At 65.0% G+C, this 15197-nt stretch carries 15 protein-coding genes; 7 read left to right on the plus strand and 8 right to left on the minus strand.

Annotated elements, in window-relative coordinates:
* Positions 1 to 13: 13 nt before the first annotated feature.
* A complete protein-coding gene (locus ACX80A_RS07225) occupies positions 14 to 484 on the plus strand; it encodes a DUF6314 family protein (RefSeq protein WP_459259008.1) in 471 nt (156 codons plus the stop codon).
* On the opposite strand, the gene yczR is transcribed toward ACX80A_RS07225, so the two are convergent.
* Positions 481 to 1893, minus strand: a complete 1413-nt coding sequence (gene yczR / locus ACX80A_RS07230; RefSeq protein WP_459259009.1) for a MocR-like transcription factor YczR — start codon at positions 1891 to 1893, stop codon at positions 481 to 483. The genes ACX80A_RS07225 and yczR overlap by 4 nt on opposite strands.
* A gap of 62 nt (positions 1894 to 1955) precedes the next feature.
* On the opposite strand from yczR, the gene yczE reads away from it, so the two are divergent.
* A complete protein-coding gene (gene yczE, locus ACX80A_RS07235) occupies positions 1956 to 2588 on the plus strand; it encodes a membrane protein YczE (RefSeq protein WP_459259010.1) in 633 nt (210 codons plus the stop codon).
* A gap of 16 nt (positions 2589 to 2604) precedes the next feature.
* Here yczE and ACX80A_RS07240 read toward each other — a convergent pair whose 3' ends face one another.
* The gene (locus ACX80A_RS07240; RefSeq protein ID WP_459259011.1) at positions 2605 to 4488 is read right to left on the minus strand and encodes an ABC transporter ATP-binding protein; all 1884 of its coding nucleotides are present in this window, start codon (positions 4486 to 4488) and stop codon (positions 2605 to 2607) included.
* Between the two features lie 216 nt (positions 4489 to 4704).
* Here ACX80A_RS07240 and ACX80A_RS07245 point away from each other — a divergent pair, with 216 nt between their 5' ends.
* The 4 genes from ACX80A_RS07245 to ACX80A_RS07260 are packed head-to-tail and all read left to right on the plus strand — an operon-like array spanning position 4705 to position 7849.
* On the plus strand, positions 4705 to 5532 hold the full coding sequence (locus ACX80A_RS07245) for an amino acid ABC transporter substrate-binding protein (protein WP_459259012.1): 828 nt from the start codon (positions 4705 to 4707) through the stop codon (positions 5530 to 5532).
* 27 nt (positions 5533 to 5559) lie between these two features.
* Positions 5560 to 6219, plus strand: a complete 660-nt coding sequence (locus tag ACX80A_RS07250) for an amino acid ABC transporter permease (RefSeq protein ID WP_459259049.1) — start codon at positions 5560 to 5562, stop codon at positions 6217 to 6219.
* Positions 6206 to 6997 (plus strand): amino acid ABC transporter ATP-binding protein, encoded by a 792-nt coding sequence (locus tag ACX80A_RS07255; protein ID WP_459259013.1) that lies wholly within the window; start codon positions 6206 to 6208, stop codon positions 6995 to 6997. The genes ACX80A_RS07250 and ACX80A_RS07255 overlap by 14 nt, the downstream gene beginning before the upstream one ends.
* A gap of 36 nt (positions 6998 to 7033) precedes the next feature.
* Positions 7034 to 7849 carry a DUF1684 domain-containing protein gene (locus ACX80A_RS07260; protein ID WP_459259014.1) on the plus strand — a complete coding sequence of 272 codons (816 nt, stop codon included), beginning with the start codon at positions 7034 to 7036 and terminating at the stop codon, positions 7847 to 7849.
* A 137-nt stretch (positions 7850 to 7986) separates the two neighbouring features.
* Here ACX80A_RS07260 and ACX80A_RS07265 read toward each other — a convergent pair whose 3' ends face one another.
* On the minus strand, positions 7987 to 9024 hold the full coding sequence (locus tag ACX80A_RS07265; protein ID WP_459259015.1) for an LLM class flavin-dependent oxidoreductase: 1038 nt from the start codon (positions 9022 to 9024) through the stop codon (positions 7987 to 7989).
* Between the two features lie 33 nt (positions 9025 to 9057).
* Positions 9058 to 9897 carry a formate dehydrogenase accessory sulfurtransferase FdhD gene (gene fdhD, locus ACX80A_RS07270; RefSeq protein WP_459259016.1) on the minus strand — a complete coding sequence of 280 codons (840 nt, stop codon included), beginning with the start codon at positions 9895 to 9897 and terminating at the stop codon, positions 9058 to 9060.
* Between the two features lie 64 nt (positions 9898 to 9961).
* Here fdhD and ACX80A_RS07275 point away from each other — a divergent pair, with 64 nt between their 5' ends.
* Positions 9962 to 12283, plus strand: a complete 2322-nt coding sequence (locus ACX80A_RS07275) for an FdhF/YdeP family oxidoreductase (protein WP_459259017.1) — start codon at positions 9962 to 9964, stop codon at positions 12281 to 12283.
* A gap of 76 nt (positions 12284 to 12359) precedes the next feature.
* On the opposite strand, the gene ACX80A_RS07280 is transcribed toward ACX80A_RS07275, so the two are convergent.
* Genes ACX80A_RS07280 through ACX80A_RS07295 form a run of 4 tightly spaced genes read right to left on the minus strand, consistent with a single transcriptional unit; the run spans position 12360 to position 15126 of the window.
* Complete coding sequence (locus ACX80A_RS07280; protein WP_459259018.1) at positions 12360 to 13682, minus strand: molybdopterin molybdotransferase MoeA; 1323 nt, start codon at positions 13680 to 13682, stop codon at positions 12360 to 12362.
* Complete coding sequence (locus ACX80A_RS07285; protein WP_459259019.1) at positions 13679 to 13975, minus strand: DUF6457 domain-containing protein; 297 nt, start codon at positions 13973 to 13975, stop codon at positions 13679 to 13681. The genes ACX80A_RS07280 and ACX80A_RS07285 overlap by 4 nt, the downstream gene beginning before the upstream one ends.
* Positions 13976 to 13990: 15 nt before the next feature.
* Positions 13991 to 14629 (minus strand): molybdenum cofactor guanylyltransferase, encoded by a 639-nt coding sequence (gene mobA, locus ACX80A_RS07290; RefSeq protein WP_459259020.1) that lies wholly within the window; start codon positions 14627 to 14629, stop codon positions 13991 to 13993.
* On the minus strand, positions 14626 to 15126 hold the full coding sequence (locus tag ACX80A_RS07295; RefSeq protein WP_459259021.1) for an HNH endonuclease: 501 nt from the start codon (positions 15124 to 15126) through the stop codon (positions 14626 to 14628). Before ACX80A_RS07295 ends, mobA begins: the two co-directional genes overlap by 4 nt.
* Between the last annotated feature and the right edge of the window lie 71 nt (positions 15127 to 15197).

A 15197-nucleotide genomic window follows, 5' to 3' on the forward strand; every position in this document is an offset into this window, starting at 1 on the left:
GTGACGGGTGGCCATGAGTAAATTTGCACCGCATCGCCTCGGCTCCGCCGACACGCTCCTCGGCTACCTCAGGGGAGCCTGGTCAGTTGACCGCACCCTGCAAGACCTCACCTCCGGTCTGACCGGTACCTTCAGCGGCACTGCTGCCTTCACTCCCGACGACGGCGGTGCCCTGCACCACGGCGAGCACGGCACCCTGATCTGGGCCGGATCCCCACCCACACCTGCGACCCGCGAACTGCTCTGGCGACAAGCCGGGGGGCCACAGTCTGCGGAGGTGCTCTTCCCGGACGGCCGTTTCTTCCACGCCCTTGACCTCTCTACGGGCCAGGACTCGCCGGTGCACCCCTGCTCCCCCGACGTCTACCGGGGGGAGTTCCTTCTGGTGGATCAGGATCACTGGCAGTATCACTGGCGGGTCAGCGGCCCGGAGAAGGATCTGACGTTGATAACGCGCCTAATCCGGACGGCTAGCCGCACCTAGACGACGTCGGCGAGCAGACCCTGGTCGAGAATGCGGCCCTGCCCCATCAGTACCCACGCGCGTTGCAGCATTCCCACAGCCTGATCAGTATCCTCGATCGAATAACTGAAGGGGAGACGCAGAAACCGCTCGAAAGCACCGTCCATACCGAACCGTGGACCTGCCCCAAGTAGGAGCCCTTCCTGCCGTGCTGCGAGTGCCAGCTGCGAGCTGACACTTCGACCGAGGTTCACCCACAGCGAGAGTCCACCCGCGGTAGCTGGCACCGTCCAGTCGGGGATCTTGTCACGGAGTGCAGCCATCAGGTGGTCCCGCCCCGCACGGATCTGCTTCTGCCGATCCGCGAGAATCTGATCGTAGCTACCCAAAAGATCCGAGGCGATCAGCTGTTCAAGAATGGGAGTCCCCAAGTCGGAGGCTGACCGTGCGCGGGCGAGTTGCTCAATGAGCGGAGCCTCTGCCCTGATCCAGCCGATCCGTAAGCCACCCCAAATGGTCTTACCAATGGATCCGATCAGGACCGCCAGCCCGTAGGCAGCCAGTGGGAGAGGGACTTCCAGAGGGTCAATCGCCAGCTCTGCCATGGTCTCATCCGCGATCACCACTGTCCCCTGACGTTGCGCCGCAGCAAGGAGTCTGACCCGTTGCTCCGCACCCATAACCCGACCGGTCGGGTTATGGAAATCGGGCATGAGGTAGGCGATGGCCGGACTCGTTCGCCGGAACGCCTGCTGCAGGGCGTCATCGTCCCACCCCGCCTCGGTGCTGACGTTAACCGGCACCAGGCGTCGCCCGGCAGCCCGGATCGCCTCATAGGCGTGCGGATAGCTGGGTGATTCGACGATGGCGGTGTCGCTACGATCCATCAGGTGGCGGGTAAGCAGGGAAATGGCGTGCTGGGCGCCCATCGTGATCAGTATCTGCTCAGGCTCCGTCGGTAACCCGCGTTTCCGGTAGCGGGCCGCGACGGCTTCACGCAGTTGAGGCAGACCGACAGAGTCGTAGCCGGAGCCGCCGAGGTAGTGCTGCAGGTCCCGAGCGGCCCGCAGGGCTGCGTCGGCGAGGAGCGGAGTCGCGGGCATCGCGGCCTTGCTGAAGTCCAGCAGCCCACCGCCGCCACTGTCGGCCACCCCACCCTGCGCCCCGGGCAATCGAGCGACGCTGCCTGATCCTCGGGCACTACTCAGGTAGCCGGAATCACGCAATCGAGAATAGGTTGACGACACGGTGGTCCGACTCACCGCCAACCGCGCCGCAAGTTCACGTTCTGCCGGCAGCCGGGCACCCACGGGGATCCGGCCATCGAGCACCAGCAGCCGAATCCGGTCGGCCAGCGCAATATAAGCAGCTGCCCCGGTCCGCCATTCCGTCAGCAACAAGTCCAATCTTGCCGCCGATATCACTTGCATCGGACCAGTTTAGATCAATTGGCTTCTTGTGAGAAGGCCAATAACGGTATTGACTGGTTCGTATGAGCCATCTCCTCCTCCGACGTATCCCCCAGCTCCTGATTGGCCTGTTCTGTTATGGCTTTGCCATCGCCATGATGATCCAGGCCGGGATCGGGGTGTCACCGTGGGACGTCCTCGGTCAGGGCGTCGCACTGCAGTCGGGGCTGCCCTTCGGCATCGCCACCAACATTATTGGACTACTGGTACTGCTGCTCTGGATTCCTATTCGGCAAAAGCCGGGCATCGGCACGGTGCTCAATGTGGCCCTGGTTGGTCCCAGCGCCGAAGTGGGCCTGGCCATACTTCCGATGCCGACCGAACTGTGGGCACAGATCCTGCTGTTCGCCGGTGGACTTACCCTTCTGGCGCTCGCCACCGGACTGTACATCGGCGCACGGATGGGCCCCGGCCCGCGGGACGGGCTGATGACCGGGATCAACCGGAAGTGGGGCTGGAAGATCTGGAAGGTCCGCACCGTGATCGAGCTGTCAGTTTTGGCCATCGGATGGGTCCTTGGCGGCACCGTCGGGCTCGGAACTGTCGCCTTTGCCCTCCTCATAGGGCCAATGGTCAACGCAGCGCTCCCGTTGCTTCACATCCCGGACCCGCGTCCCCGCGGTGGCGCGGCAGGCACTGCCGCAACCGCCACCTGACCCGGCCCGCAGGGAATTACACCCCCGGCGCCACGTTCTTCCGAACCGCGAACTGGGTGCGGTGCAGCTCCGCATACCGACCTCCGCGCTCCAGCAGTTCGTCATGGTTTCCGCGTTCCGCAATCTGGCCGTCCTCGATCACCAGGATCTGGTCCGCGGTGCGGATGGTCGAGAGCCGGTGGGCAATGACGATGGCGGTTCGCCCCTCCAGCGCTTCACTGAGCGCCGCCTGCACTGCTGCCTCGGATGTGGAGTCGAGGGCCGCCGTCGCCTCGTCAAGGATGACCACGCGCGGCTGGGCGAGCAGGAGGCGGGCGATCGTCATCCGCTGACGCTCACCGCCGGAAAGCCGGTAGCCCCGTTCTCCCACCATGGTGTCCAGCTGGTCAGGAAGGGACCGGATCAGCGACTCCAACCGGGCCCGCCGGATGGCATCCCAGATCTCATCCGTCGTGGCTCCGGGCCGGGCCAACAGCAGGTTGGATTTGATGGTTTCGTGGAAGAGGTGGCCGTCCTGGGTGACCATGCCCATGGTGTGCCGGAGCGATTCGAACGTCACGTCCCGGACATCGGTGCCAGCCAGGCGGACCGCACCACTGTCGACGTCGTATAGTCGCGCCAGCAGTTGGGCGATCGTCGACTTCCCGGCACCCGATGAACCCACCAGGGCGATCGTCTGTCCCGGCTCCACCCGGAACGACACCCCATGCAGCACCTCTTCGCCACCGCGGGTATCCAGGGTGGCCACCTCCTCCAATGAGGCGAGTGAGACCTTGTCCGCCGAGGGGTAGGCAAACCTGACGTCGTCGAACTCCACCGACACCGGGCCGTCGGGGATGGTACCGGCCTGCGGCTTTTCCTTGATCAGCGGGTCAAGGTCCAGGACCTCAAACACCCGCTCGAAGCTCACCAGCGCGCTCATGATCTCCACCCGGGCGTTCGCGAGGTTGGTCAAGGGTGCGTACAGGCGGGTCAGCAGCAGCGCAAGTGTCACCACCTCGCCGGTGTTCAACGCCCCGCCGAGGGCGAGGGCACCACCCAGACCGTAGACCAGAGCAAGGGCGAGCGCCGATACCAGCATCAGCGCCGTGACGAAGACCCACTGCAGCATGGCCATGCGCACACCGATGTCGCGGACCCGCGCTGCACGTACAACGAACTCGTGCGATTCCTCCTGCGGGCGGCCGAACAGCTTGACCAGGGTGGCGCCGGGGGCCGAGAAGCGCTCGGTCATCTGCGTGCTCATGGCCGAGTTGTGGTCGGCTGCTTCGCGGCGCAGGGCAGCGAGGCGGTTGCCCATCCGGCGGGCCGGGAGCAGGAAGATCGGCAGCATCACCATGGCCAGCACCGTGACCAGCACCGACGTCGTCAGCATCACTACCAGGGTCAGCACCAGGGCCACGATGTTGCTGACCACGCCGGAAAGGGTGCCACTGAAGGCTTGCTGTGCCCCGATCACGTCGTTATTCAGCCTGCTGACCAGGGCGCCAGTCCTGGTGCGGGTGAAAAACGCTATCGGCATTTTCTGCACATGATCGAACACCCGGGTGCGCAGGTCGAGGATGACCCCCTCACCGATGCGGGAGGAGTACCAGCGGGTGGCCATGCTCACCACTGCGTCGGCAACCGCCACCAGCGCGATGACGACGGCGAGCCACACCACCGTCTCCAGACCGGTTCCAGCGATGATCTCGTTGACCACCTGCCCGGCGAGGACCGGTGTCGCTACGGCAAGGAATGCCGAGACCACCGACAGCGCAATGAAGAAGATCAGTGTGGTCCGGTAGGGCACAGCGAACGCGAGGATCCGCTTTAGCGTTTCCTTCGAGAATTTGTTGTTGCTGTCCTTGGCAGTGGAAATCCGGTAAAGGGAGTTCCAGGCAGCGCCTTCCATGCTCATGTACTAGCCTCCATTGCTCAGGTCTTCAGCTTATGCCCGCAACCCCGGCGGTGCGGGGCGCGGGGGTCGCGGGGTCGGCTGGATCACACGGGTCCGGGGAACTAATTTCGCTGAGGGCTTTGTTGCACTATGTGGCTCCCCGCGTTGTGCCCCGCAACCCGGCACTGTACAACGGCAGAAGACCTCTCACCACCACTCAGTCATTAAGGACCCGCAATGAAGACCCGTCGATTTTCAATCCTTGGCGCAGCCGCTGCTCTTACCCTCGCCCTCGCCGCCTGCGGCGGCGGGGAACCATCCTCCGGGGGGTCCACCGACAACGCCGCGTCCGCAGGCCCCACCACGCTCCAGGAAATCCAGGACGCGGGAGTCATCACCGTCGGCACCGAAGGCACCTACCGTCCCTTCACCTTTCACGAGGACGGCGCCGGTGACCTGACCGGGTTCGACGTCGAAGTGATCACCGCCGTCGCCGCTGAACTCGGTGTTGAGGCGCAGTTCGAGGAAACCCAGTGGGATGCCATCTTCGCCGGCCTCGATGCCGGCCGGTTCGACGTCATCGCCAACCAGGTGTCCATCACCGAGGAACGGCTCGAAACCTACGACTTTTCGGACCCGTACACGGTGAGCACCGGCGTCATCGTGACCACCGCCGACAACACCGAGATCACCTCCTTTGAGGACCTTGAGGGCAAGACCACTGCCCAGTCGCTGACCAGCAACTGGCACGCGCTCGCGCAGGAAAGCGGCGCCGAGATCGAGGCAGTGGAAGGGTGGGCGCAGTCGGTGGCGCTGCTGGAGCAGGGACGGGTCGACGCCACGATCAACGACACACTGACCTACCTGGACTACCAGCAGACCAACCCCACCGATGCGATCAAGATTGCCGCCGAGACCGATGAGGAGTCGCTGAGCGCCTTCGCCTTCACCAAGGGCAGCGACGACCTGATTGCCGCCGTCGACGAGGCGCTCGCCTCTCTGCGCGCAGACGGTACGCTTGCCGAGATCTCGGAGAAGTACTTCGGCTCCGACGTCACCGGATAGCACCGGCTAGGTACACGGAGGAACACCATCGACTGGACACTGTTCTGGGATTCGCTCGGCCCGCTGGTCCTGGCTGGGCTGACAGGCACCATCCCACTGTCCCTGGCGTCGTTTGTCCTCGGCCTGCTCCTGGCGCTGCTCATCGCGCTAATGCGGTTGAGCAGCAACCGGTTCGCGTCGGGAGTGGCCAGGACGTACGTGTCGATCATCAGGGGTACCCCCCTGTTGGTGCAGCTGTTTGTGATTTTCTATGGGCTGCCGTCGATCGGCGTAGTGATTGATCCCTGGCCGAGCGCCATCATCGCGTTCTCCCTGAATGTGGCGGGCTACGCGGCCGAGATTATCCGCGCAGCGATCCTGTCGGTGCCCAAAGGCCAGTGGGAGGCGGGGCACACCATCGGGATGTCACGCACCCGCACGATGCGCCGCATCATTCTGCCCCAGGCCGCCCGCGTCTCGGTACCGCCGCTGTCCAACACCTTTATCAGCCTGGTGAAGGACACCTCCCTGGCGTCCCTGATCCTGGTGACCGAGCTGTTCCGGCAGGCGGAGGAGATCGCCGCGTTCAGCCAGCAATTCATGATGTTGTATCTGGAGGCCGCACTGGTCTACTGGGTGTTCTGCCTCGTCCTTTCCAGCGGGCAGTCCTACCTGGAGAAGAGGTTGGATCGCTATGTCGCACACTGAACCCACCAGCGCCGCCGGCCAGCAGGGCAACCTGCTGACGGTCACCGGCCTGAGCAAGGCCTTCGGCGAGAACGTGGTGCTGAAGTCGATTGACCTTGCCGTCCAGCCGGGGCGGGTGACGGCGCTGATCGGCCCGTCCGGCTCCGGCAAAACCACTGTGCTGAGGTGCCTCAACGGGCTTGAGACCCCCGACGGCGGTGTGGTCTCGATCTCGAACGGCCCCGCATTGAACTTCGGCGGCAAGGTCAAGGCGAAGGACCTGTCGGCGCTGCGTGACCAAAGCGCCATGGTTTTTCAGCACTACAACCTGTTTCCCCACCTGACCGTCCTCGAGAATGTGATCGAGGGACCGGTGCAGGTGAAGAAAACCCGCCGGGCCGACGCCATCCGGGACGCCGAGTCGCTGCTGGCACGGGTGGGACTGGCCGACAAGAAAGACCAGTACCCGTTCGAGCTCTCCGGCGGACAGCAACAGCGGGTGGGTATTGTCCGCGCCCTGGCTCTCAAACCCGCGCTACTGCTGTTCGACGAGCCCACCTCGGCGCTCGACCCCGAGTTGGTGGGTGAGGTGCTGACGGTGATTAAGGAACTCGCCGACGAACGGTGGACTATGGTAATCGTCACCCATGAGCTCGCCTTCGCCCGCGAAGTCGCCGATGAGGTGGTCTTCATGGATGGCGGCGTGGTGATTGAACGCGGGCACCCCGACACTGTCCTCCGCGATCCTCAGCAGGAGCGCACCAAACGATTTGTGCAGCGCCTCCTTCACCCGTTCTGACCCGATTTTGTTGCCGTCCCCGTCAGGAGATCGAGTATGTCCCACCCCACCGCTGCCCAACAGGACCATGTCCAGCAGTGGCGCAGCTTCCGCGAGCGCCGGGACGCTTCCCTGGCCGTAGGGCATGGCTGGCTGACCCTCACTTCTTTACAATGGCTCCCGGACCAGCCCGCACCCCTTGACCTGGTGCCAGGGCGCTGGAGCGCCAGCGAGCCTGGCACCGGTCCGGGAGCCACCCTCACTGCTGCGGGACGGGACGGGTTGACGATGGCCAGCACCGGCCTGCCTGTCGACGGAACAGTCACTCTGGCATTGGTCGACGGTGATTCCGTCAACTGGGTGCGGCATCGCGACACCGTGGTTGAACTCGCAGTCCGCGGCAACCGCTACGTGGTGCGCACGCGAGACAACACTTCGCCCACGTACACCGGGTTCGACGGCGTACCGGTCTACGAGTACAACTCCGGCGCCGTCATTGAGGGCAGGTACCTGCCCTACCCGACGCCCCGTGAGACGCCGATCCTCACCGCCCACCCCGCGGTCCCTGACATGATTCGGGCGGCCGGGACTGTTTCGTTTACCCTCGGCGGAGTTGCCCATACCCTCATCGTGGAGGAGCAGCAGGATGGGTCCCTGAAGCTAGCCTTCCACGACGAGACGAACAAACTGACCACCGCCGAGTGGCGCTTCCTCACCACCGATCGGGTGTCCCCCGGTGGGTTGGTCACCCTCGACTTCAACCGGTCGCTGAACTATCCGAGCGCGTTCACTCCGTTTGGCACCTGCCCCCGGCCACCTGCGGGAAACCGGCTCAGCGTCCCAGTGGAAGCCGGGGAACGGCTCCCCGCCTGACCCGGCCCGCCGTCGTCGTCGTCGTCGTCGCTGACCTGGCCCGCGCTGACCTGCTCCGGTGATCAACCTGGACATCGGTGGCCAACATTTCTCTCACCAATGTCCAGGTTGACCCGGCCTGTCCAGGTTGCTCACCACTACGGCGCCGCCACACCGAGCGCCCGGCGCACCAAAGGCAGCACCTCGGTGCCCAGCAGCTCAATCGACTCCAGCACCTGCGCCTGCGGCACAGAGGACCAGTCGAGCTGCAGGATGTGCCGGTCGTGTTGCATCTGTGAGTGGGCCAGCACGATCTTCTCCGCCACTTCCTCAGGGTTTCCCACAAACACAGCCCCCGAACGTGCGGCCTGCATGTTATAGGTGACCTCGCTGGGCATCGGGAAGCCCCGCTCCGATGAGATCCGCTTCATCGTGTCCAGCCAATACGGCTTGAAAGTGGGCTGCGCGTCCTTCTTCAGCACCAGCCCGACGCCGCTCAGACCCACCTTCAGCGTTGCGGGATCGTGCCCAGCGTTGGCAGCCGTCTCGCGGTACAGCTGCGCGTGCTGGGCGAAGTTCCCCACCGTTCCACCGAGCAACGCAAAAATTACGGGTGTGCCTAGCCGGGCGGCGCGCACCGACGACGCCGGTGTGCCTCCCGTGGCAATCCAGATGTCCAGCTGACCCGAGGTAGGCCGGGGCAGGATTAGTGCATCGTCCAACGCCGCCCGGAACTTTCCGCTCCAGGTGATGCGCTCCGCAGCGTCAAGCTGCAGCAGCAACCCGATCTTCTCCTCGTACAGCTCCTCGTAATCGCCAAGTTCCGCTCCGAAGAGTGGGTATGACTCGATGAAGGATCCCCGCCCGGCGGTCAGCTCGGCCCGGCCACCCGAGAGCAGGTCGAGGGTAGCGAACTGCTGGTACACCCGCACCGGGTCCTCGGTGCTCAAAACGGTCACCGCCGAGCCGACATGGATAGAGGTGGTCTGCGCCGCCGCGGCGGCGAGCACGGGCACCACCGACGAGACCGCATAGTCCGGCCGATGGTGCTCACCGATGCCAAAATAGTCCAGTCCCACCTGGTCAGCGAGCCGGGCCCGCTCCAGCAGGTCTGCCATGCGTTGCTGCGGTGAGACCCGCTCCCCCGTCACCGGGTTGGGGTGAATATCGCCGAAGCTGTAGATGCCCAGTTCCATCGTGCGTGCAACCCCTGACGTCGGCTGGTTGGGTTAGGCGGCGATCCGCTGCGGGTGCGTGTAGCAGTTCAGTGACACGCCTCGACTGAAGCCCACCAGGGTGATGCCGGTGTCTTCGGCGAGGTCGGCAGCCAACGACGACGGCGCGCTGACCGCTGACAACACGGGTATCCCAGCGAGCTGCGCCTTCTGCACGAGTTCAAACGAGGCACGGCCTGATACCTGCAGGATGGTCCCCTTCAACGGCAGCATTCCTTCGCGCAACGCCCAGCCCACCACCTTGTCAACGGCGTTATGGCGGCCCACGTCCTCACGAAGGCATAACAATTCGCCCTCCCGGGTGAACAGCCCCGCCGCGTGCACGCCACCGGTCGAGTCGAACAGTTTCTGCGACTCCCGCAGCCGGTCGGGCAATCCGGCGAGCGCCGGGAGCGAGACCTGGGCGGCGTCGTCATGCACGTCGAAGCGCGAGGATTTACGCACCGCGTCGATTGAGGCGGTGCCGCAAATACCGCAGGAACTGGACGTGTACACGTGGCGTTCCATCGCAGTATCCGGCAGCACCACATCGGGCCTGAGCTGGGACTCCACCACGTTGAACGTTTGTTGTCCGGCATCATCCACCCCTGCGCAGTACCGGAGGCTGACCAGCTGTCCGGGCTCCCAGATGATGCCCTCGGACACCAGGAAACCAGCGACCAGGTCGAAGTCGTCCCCGGGTGTGCGCATGGTCACGGAGAAGGACCGGGAGCCTAGCCGAATCTCCAACGGTTCCTCGCCCGCGAGGATATCCTCGCGTCGGCTGGTCCCATTTTCTGTTGCGCCAACACGGAATCGGGTAATTTGGCGGCGCTGACTCACGCGCTTTTTCAATTTGCACTCCTGCCATTGTCTTAGGATGAGACTAGTGGACTTCTGACCCGAGGATGTGATGGCGATGGCGACTCGTGCGCCCAAAGATGGAATTAACGAAGCCGAGATTAAGGTCGGCAAGCCGAAGAGACAGGCGGTGGGACTTCCCGCCGTCCTCAACTCCCTGAAAATTTCTCTGGACCAGATGGGTCCGGTACGCAGCGCGCAGACCCTGCTGGCGGTCAACCAGGTCAAGGGATTCGACTGCATGGGCTGTGCCTGGCCCGAGGGTGACAAAAGACATACTGCGGAGTTCTGCGAAAACGGCGCCAAGGCTGTCGCCGAAGAAGCGACCCGCCGCACCGTGACGCCGTCGTTCTTCGAAAAGTATTCAATTGAACAGCTCAACGAGCGTGACGAGTACTGGCTCGGTCAGCAGGGGCGTATTACCCACCCGATGCTCCTGGACGAAGGCGGCACCCATTACCGTCCGGTGTCCTGGGACACGGCGTACGACATCATCGTCGAGGAGCTCGCTGCGCTCGACAGTCCCGACGAGGCAGTGTTCTACACCTCGGGGCGAACCTCCAACGAGGCGGCGTTCCTGTACCAGTTGATGGTGCGCGGTATCGGCACCAACAACCTCCCTGACTGCTCCAACATGTGCCACGAGTCCTCGGGCTCCGCGCTGACCCAGACCATCGGCATTGGCAAGGGGACCGTCTCCCTGGAGGACGTCGACAAGGCCCCGCTGATCCTCGTGGCCGGCCAGAACCCGGGCACCAACCACCCGCGCATGCTCACCTCGCTGGAGAAGGCCAAGAAGAACGGCGGCCAGATCGTTGCGATCAACCCGCTGCCTGAGGCCGGGTTGCTGCGCTTCGAGAATCCGCAGAAGATCTCCGGAATCCTCGGCACCAAGTTCGGCGGCGGCACCCAGCTCGCCGACGACTTCCTGCAGATCCGCCTCGGCGGGGACCAGGCCCTCTTCCAGGGTCTCGGCAAGTACCTGCTGGAGCAGGAGGAGAAGACCGGGGCGGTCTTCGATCACGAGTTCATCAAGGAGCACACCTCCGGCCTGGAGGAGTACCTGCAGGAGCTCCGTGAGGTCTCCTGGGACGAAATTGTCGAGGCCAGCGGGATCCCACAGTCGCAGATCACTTCGGTGGGCGACCGGATGATCGCTTCTCCCGGCACCGTGGTGTGCTGGGCGATGGGTTTGACCCAGCACAAGCACTCCGTGGCAACGCTGCGCGATGTGGTCAACGTGCTGCTGCTGCAGGGCAACATCGGCAAGCCGGGCGCTGGCGTTTGCCCAGTGCGCGGCCATTCCAACGTGCAGGGCGACCGCACCATGGGTATTTTCGAGCGGATGCCCGACGGATTCCACGACTCCCTGGACTCCCACTTCAGCTTCACTTCGCCCCGGAAACACGGCTTCGACGTTGTCGCAGCCATCCGATCAATGCGCGACGGCGGGGCTAAGGTCTTCATGGCGATGGGCGGCAACTTTGTCCGGGCCACGCCCGACTCGGACGTTACCGACAGGGCGCTGCGCAGTACGCGTCTGACGGTGCAGGTATCCACGAAGATGAACCGCTCCCACCTGATCACCGGCCGCCGCGCCCTGATCCTCCCGGCCCTGGGCCGGACAGACAAGGACACCCAGGCCGGCGGGGACCAGCGCGTCACCGTCGAAGACTCGATGAGCGCTGTCCACGCGTCGCGCGGGCGGCTTCGCCCACCGGGGCCGGATGTGCGCTCGGAGATCGCGATTGTGTGTGAGCTCAGTGACCGGCTGTTCGCCCGGCCGGAAAGCCCGTTCCGCGACAACGCCCCTCAGCTCGACTGGGTTGCCGCGCAGGCTGACTACTCGGTGATCCGGAACCACATCGAAGCAGTCATCCCGGGCTTCGAGAACTACAACACCCGGATCGAGACCGGCGGCTTTGTGCTGCCGAACGGACCCCGTGATGGCCGGAAGTTCACCACTCCGTCCGGTAAGGCAGTCTTCACCGGCAACACCCTTGAGTATCCGAAGATCCCCGAGGGCAGGCTCCTGCTGCAGACGCTGCGGTCGCACGACCAGTACAACACCACCATCTACGGCAAGGATGACCGCTACCGCGGCATCCACGGCGGACGGCGTGTAGTACTGGTCCACGAAGATGATCTGGCCGAGGCTGGAATCGCTGAAGGGGAAATAGTGCACCTGGTGTCCCAGTTCTCCGACGGTGTGGAACGGCGGGCCGAGAACTTCAGGGCCGTCACCTACCCCACACCGCGGGGCTGCGCCGCCGCGTACTACCCGGAAACCAACGTCCTGGTCCCGTTGGACTCAACAGCCGACGTCAGCGGCACTCCAACCTCCAAGTCGGTCATTATCCGCCTCGAAAAGATCGCCTGAACTGGATCCGAGCTGATTTAGACACACTGAAGCCCCCGCTCAGACGAACGGGGGCTTCAGTGTGTGCGGAGCAGCACTAGCTGATCCAGGGCAGCTTCAGCGCCTGCAGTCGGTCTCCGGCAACACACCCCTCGGCTGGCACCACCATCACCCCGCTCGCGGCAGCCAGGCCGCGGAGCATGCCCGAGCGTTGGTGTGTTGCGGCGACAGCCCTGCCTGAGTCCAGCCGGTACGGCACCAAGCGACTCCGTCCTGGGAGCTCGTCGAAGTCCTCCCCCACCGTTGTATCCTCGGTATCGGGGAACGGGGCGCCGCGCAGCCCCGCCAGTAGTGGCCCGACCACAGTGAACATAGCCATCATTGCCGCCAGCGGGTTGCCGGGCAGGCCCACCAGGAAACGTCCATCTTTGAGCCGGGCAAGCAGCGTCGGGTGTCCAGGGCGCATGGCGATGCCGTCAATGATGAACTCCGCCTCAAGAGTTTCCAGGGCACGCCTGATGTGATCTGCCGACGAGCTGCCCGTACCGCCGGTGGTGATCAGGACGTCGCCGGAAGCGCGGGCCAGCGACAGCTCGTCGAGGGCCTCGGCGCTGATGGCGGCGACGACGTCGTCGAGATCGTCCTTGGCGCGGCCCGCGGTGTCAACATGCCCGCCCATCATCTGGACGAGGCCCGGGAGTTGCGGTCCGAAGGTGTCGCGGACCTGCCCCGGCTCGGGCAGACCCGCCTCAATGACCTCGTCTCCCGTGAGAAGCAGTGATACGCGGGGGGCACGCAGGACCGGGAGCGTGTCATAACCACAGACAGCGGCGAGCGCGATCTGCGCCGGGTTTAACGTCACGCTGGCGGGGATGGTTTCGATTCCCTCGGGTGCCTCTTCCCCGGCGGGGCGAATGTGTTCCTGTGGTCGGGGCTCGTCGGGGCGCGCCCGGTCGTTGCGGTCCAGAATCTCACCCCGCACGGCCCCGTGCTCCATCCGCAGCACCCCGGTGGTTCCGTCAGGCACCACGCCTCCGGTGAGAATGAACGTCGCCTCCCCAGGGGACAGCGGCCCGGCACCCGAGTCGCGGTGTGGTGCGGGGCGCTGCCAGGAATGCTCTTCCTTTGGGGCGTGGCTGACCAGCTGCCAGGGCGGGTTGCCGCTGACCGCCCACCCGTCCATGGCCGACGAGGCGTAATGAGGAATGGCCTGCAAAGCCCGGACCGGTTCGGCAAGCGTCTGGCCCAGGGCCTCGGACAAGGGAACCGTCTGGTTCGCCAGCGGCGTTCCCGCGTGGTACGCCGCCCGGCGCGCCGCCTCCCAACCGAGGTTCCGTCCTGTGGGGCGGGTCGTTGTGGCGTCTGCGTCGTCTTGCGTTGTTTCACTAGCCGGGGACTCGTTCATGGGAGCTTCGCTCACGAGGCGTCGGTCGACACGGTCTCGACCGTGTCGCCAGTGGGACACTGCCGGCGCGCAGCCTCGATGGCCGACTCCATGGCCACGGCCTCAGTGGCCTGCTGGCTGCCCACCGCAAGACCTGCGGCGTAGCCCGCGATGAAGGTGGTCAACGGTGCGGCGGGCCGCACAATCGAGTGCGCCGCATCCCCGGCGAGGGACAGGATGGCATCGATGTCGATGGTGGTGCCCTCAAGCTCGAAGGCCGCAATCAACTGGGCGCTCCACTCCTGAAGGATCTGGTCCTGCTTTTTCATCGCTGCTCCTGAAATTTAGGTCGGTGCCGTGCCTGAGACACCGAGTGATTGGGCATCGGCCCAGGTGTCCACGTCCGCTGTGCTTCCCGGCGGAACGTCAATTGCTCTCCATTGCACCCTAGCAAGGAGTGCCTTCATCGATAGATTCTGGGTCCCCCCGCTGGTCTGGACCGCCGCGACGGCGGTCCGCAGGCTGGCCAGCCGGTACACCGCGGCCAGCGGCTGGTCCCGCCCCCCGTCGTGGGCCACCACCGAGGACTCAGGACGCTTCGCTGCCGCTGCCAGCAGTGCGGGAATGGCAGGGGCGATTCGCGGCATGTCGCAGGCGAGGACCAGAACCCACGGGGTGACGTCGCCACGCAGGTGGTCGACGGCAGCGGCCAACGCGGCGGCCGGCCCGCCGAACGGCGGGGACTCACGGAGGAACTCGCAGTCCAGGGGCAGCGGGGTGCCCGCTGCGGGGCGCCCATGGAACGCTTCGTCGTCGGGCCCCACCACGACGATGCGGTGTGCGGCTGCAGCGGCCTCACAAGTGAGGCTCAGGAGCGTGCGCCCTTTGACCTGCAGATACGCCTTGGGGACGCCACCGAGGCGCGACGACCTCCCCCCGGACAGCACGACCGCATTGAAGTCGAGGGGTGCTGTAGGGCTCAAGCGGCGGACTCCGACCGGAGGAACGCACTCCATTGCGGTGCGGGCTTCTCAATTTCGCGGATCTGCCACGACGCGCCGCGCGGTGGCTGGGGGGTGACCAGCAGGTGCCAGCCTAGGGCGGCAAGAGTCTTGTCGCTCTTGTCATTGTTACACCGGAGGCAGCATGCCACCAGGTTCTCCCAACTGGAGGCGCCGCCGCGGGAGCGCGGGAAGACATGATCGATAGTCGAGGCACTCTTCCCGCAATAGGCGCACTGGTGGTTGTCGCGCCGCAGCACTCCCCGGCGGGTGACCATCACGCTGTGGCGGTAGGGGATCTTCACGTAGCGGTTCAGCAGGATGACCGAGGGCCGACCCAGAACGTCGGTAGGTCCGACCACCGGGTCCTCCCCTTCCGCGACCACACTCGCCTTTCCCGCCAGCACAAGCACCAGCGCCCGGCGGAAGGTCACTACCGCCAGTGGCTCATATCCAGCATTCAGAACGAGAGTGCGCATGCACATTCCTCTTTGCCGACTTCGGGCCTGCGTCCCTGTGGTCCGGGAGAACAGGACGACAACTGACTTAT

The organism is Arthrobacter sp. TMN-50 (assembly GCF_054511125.1).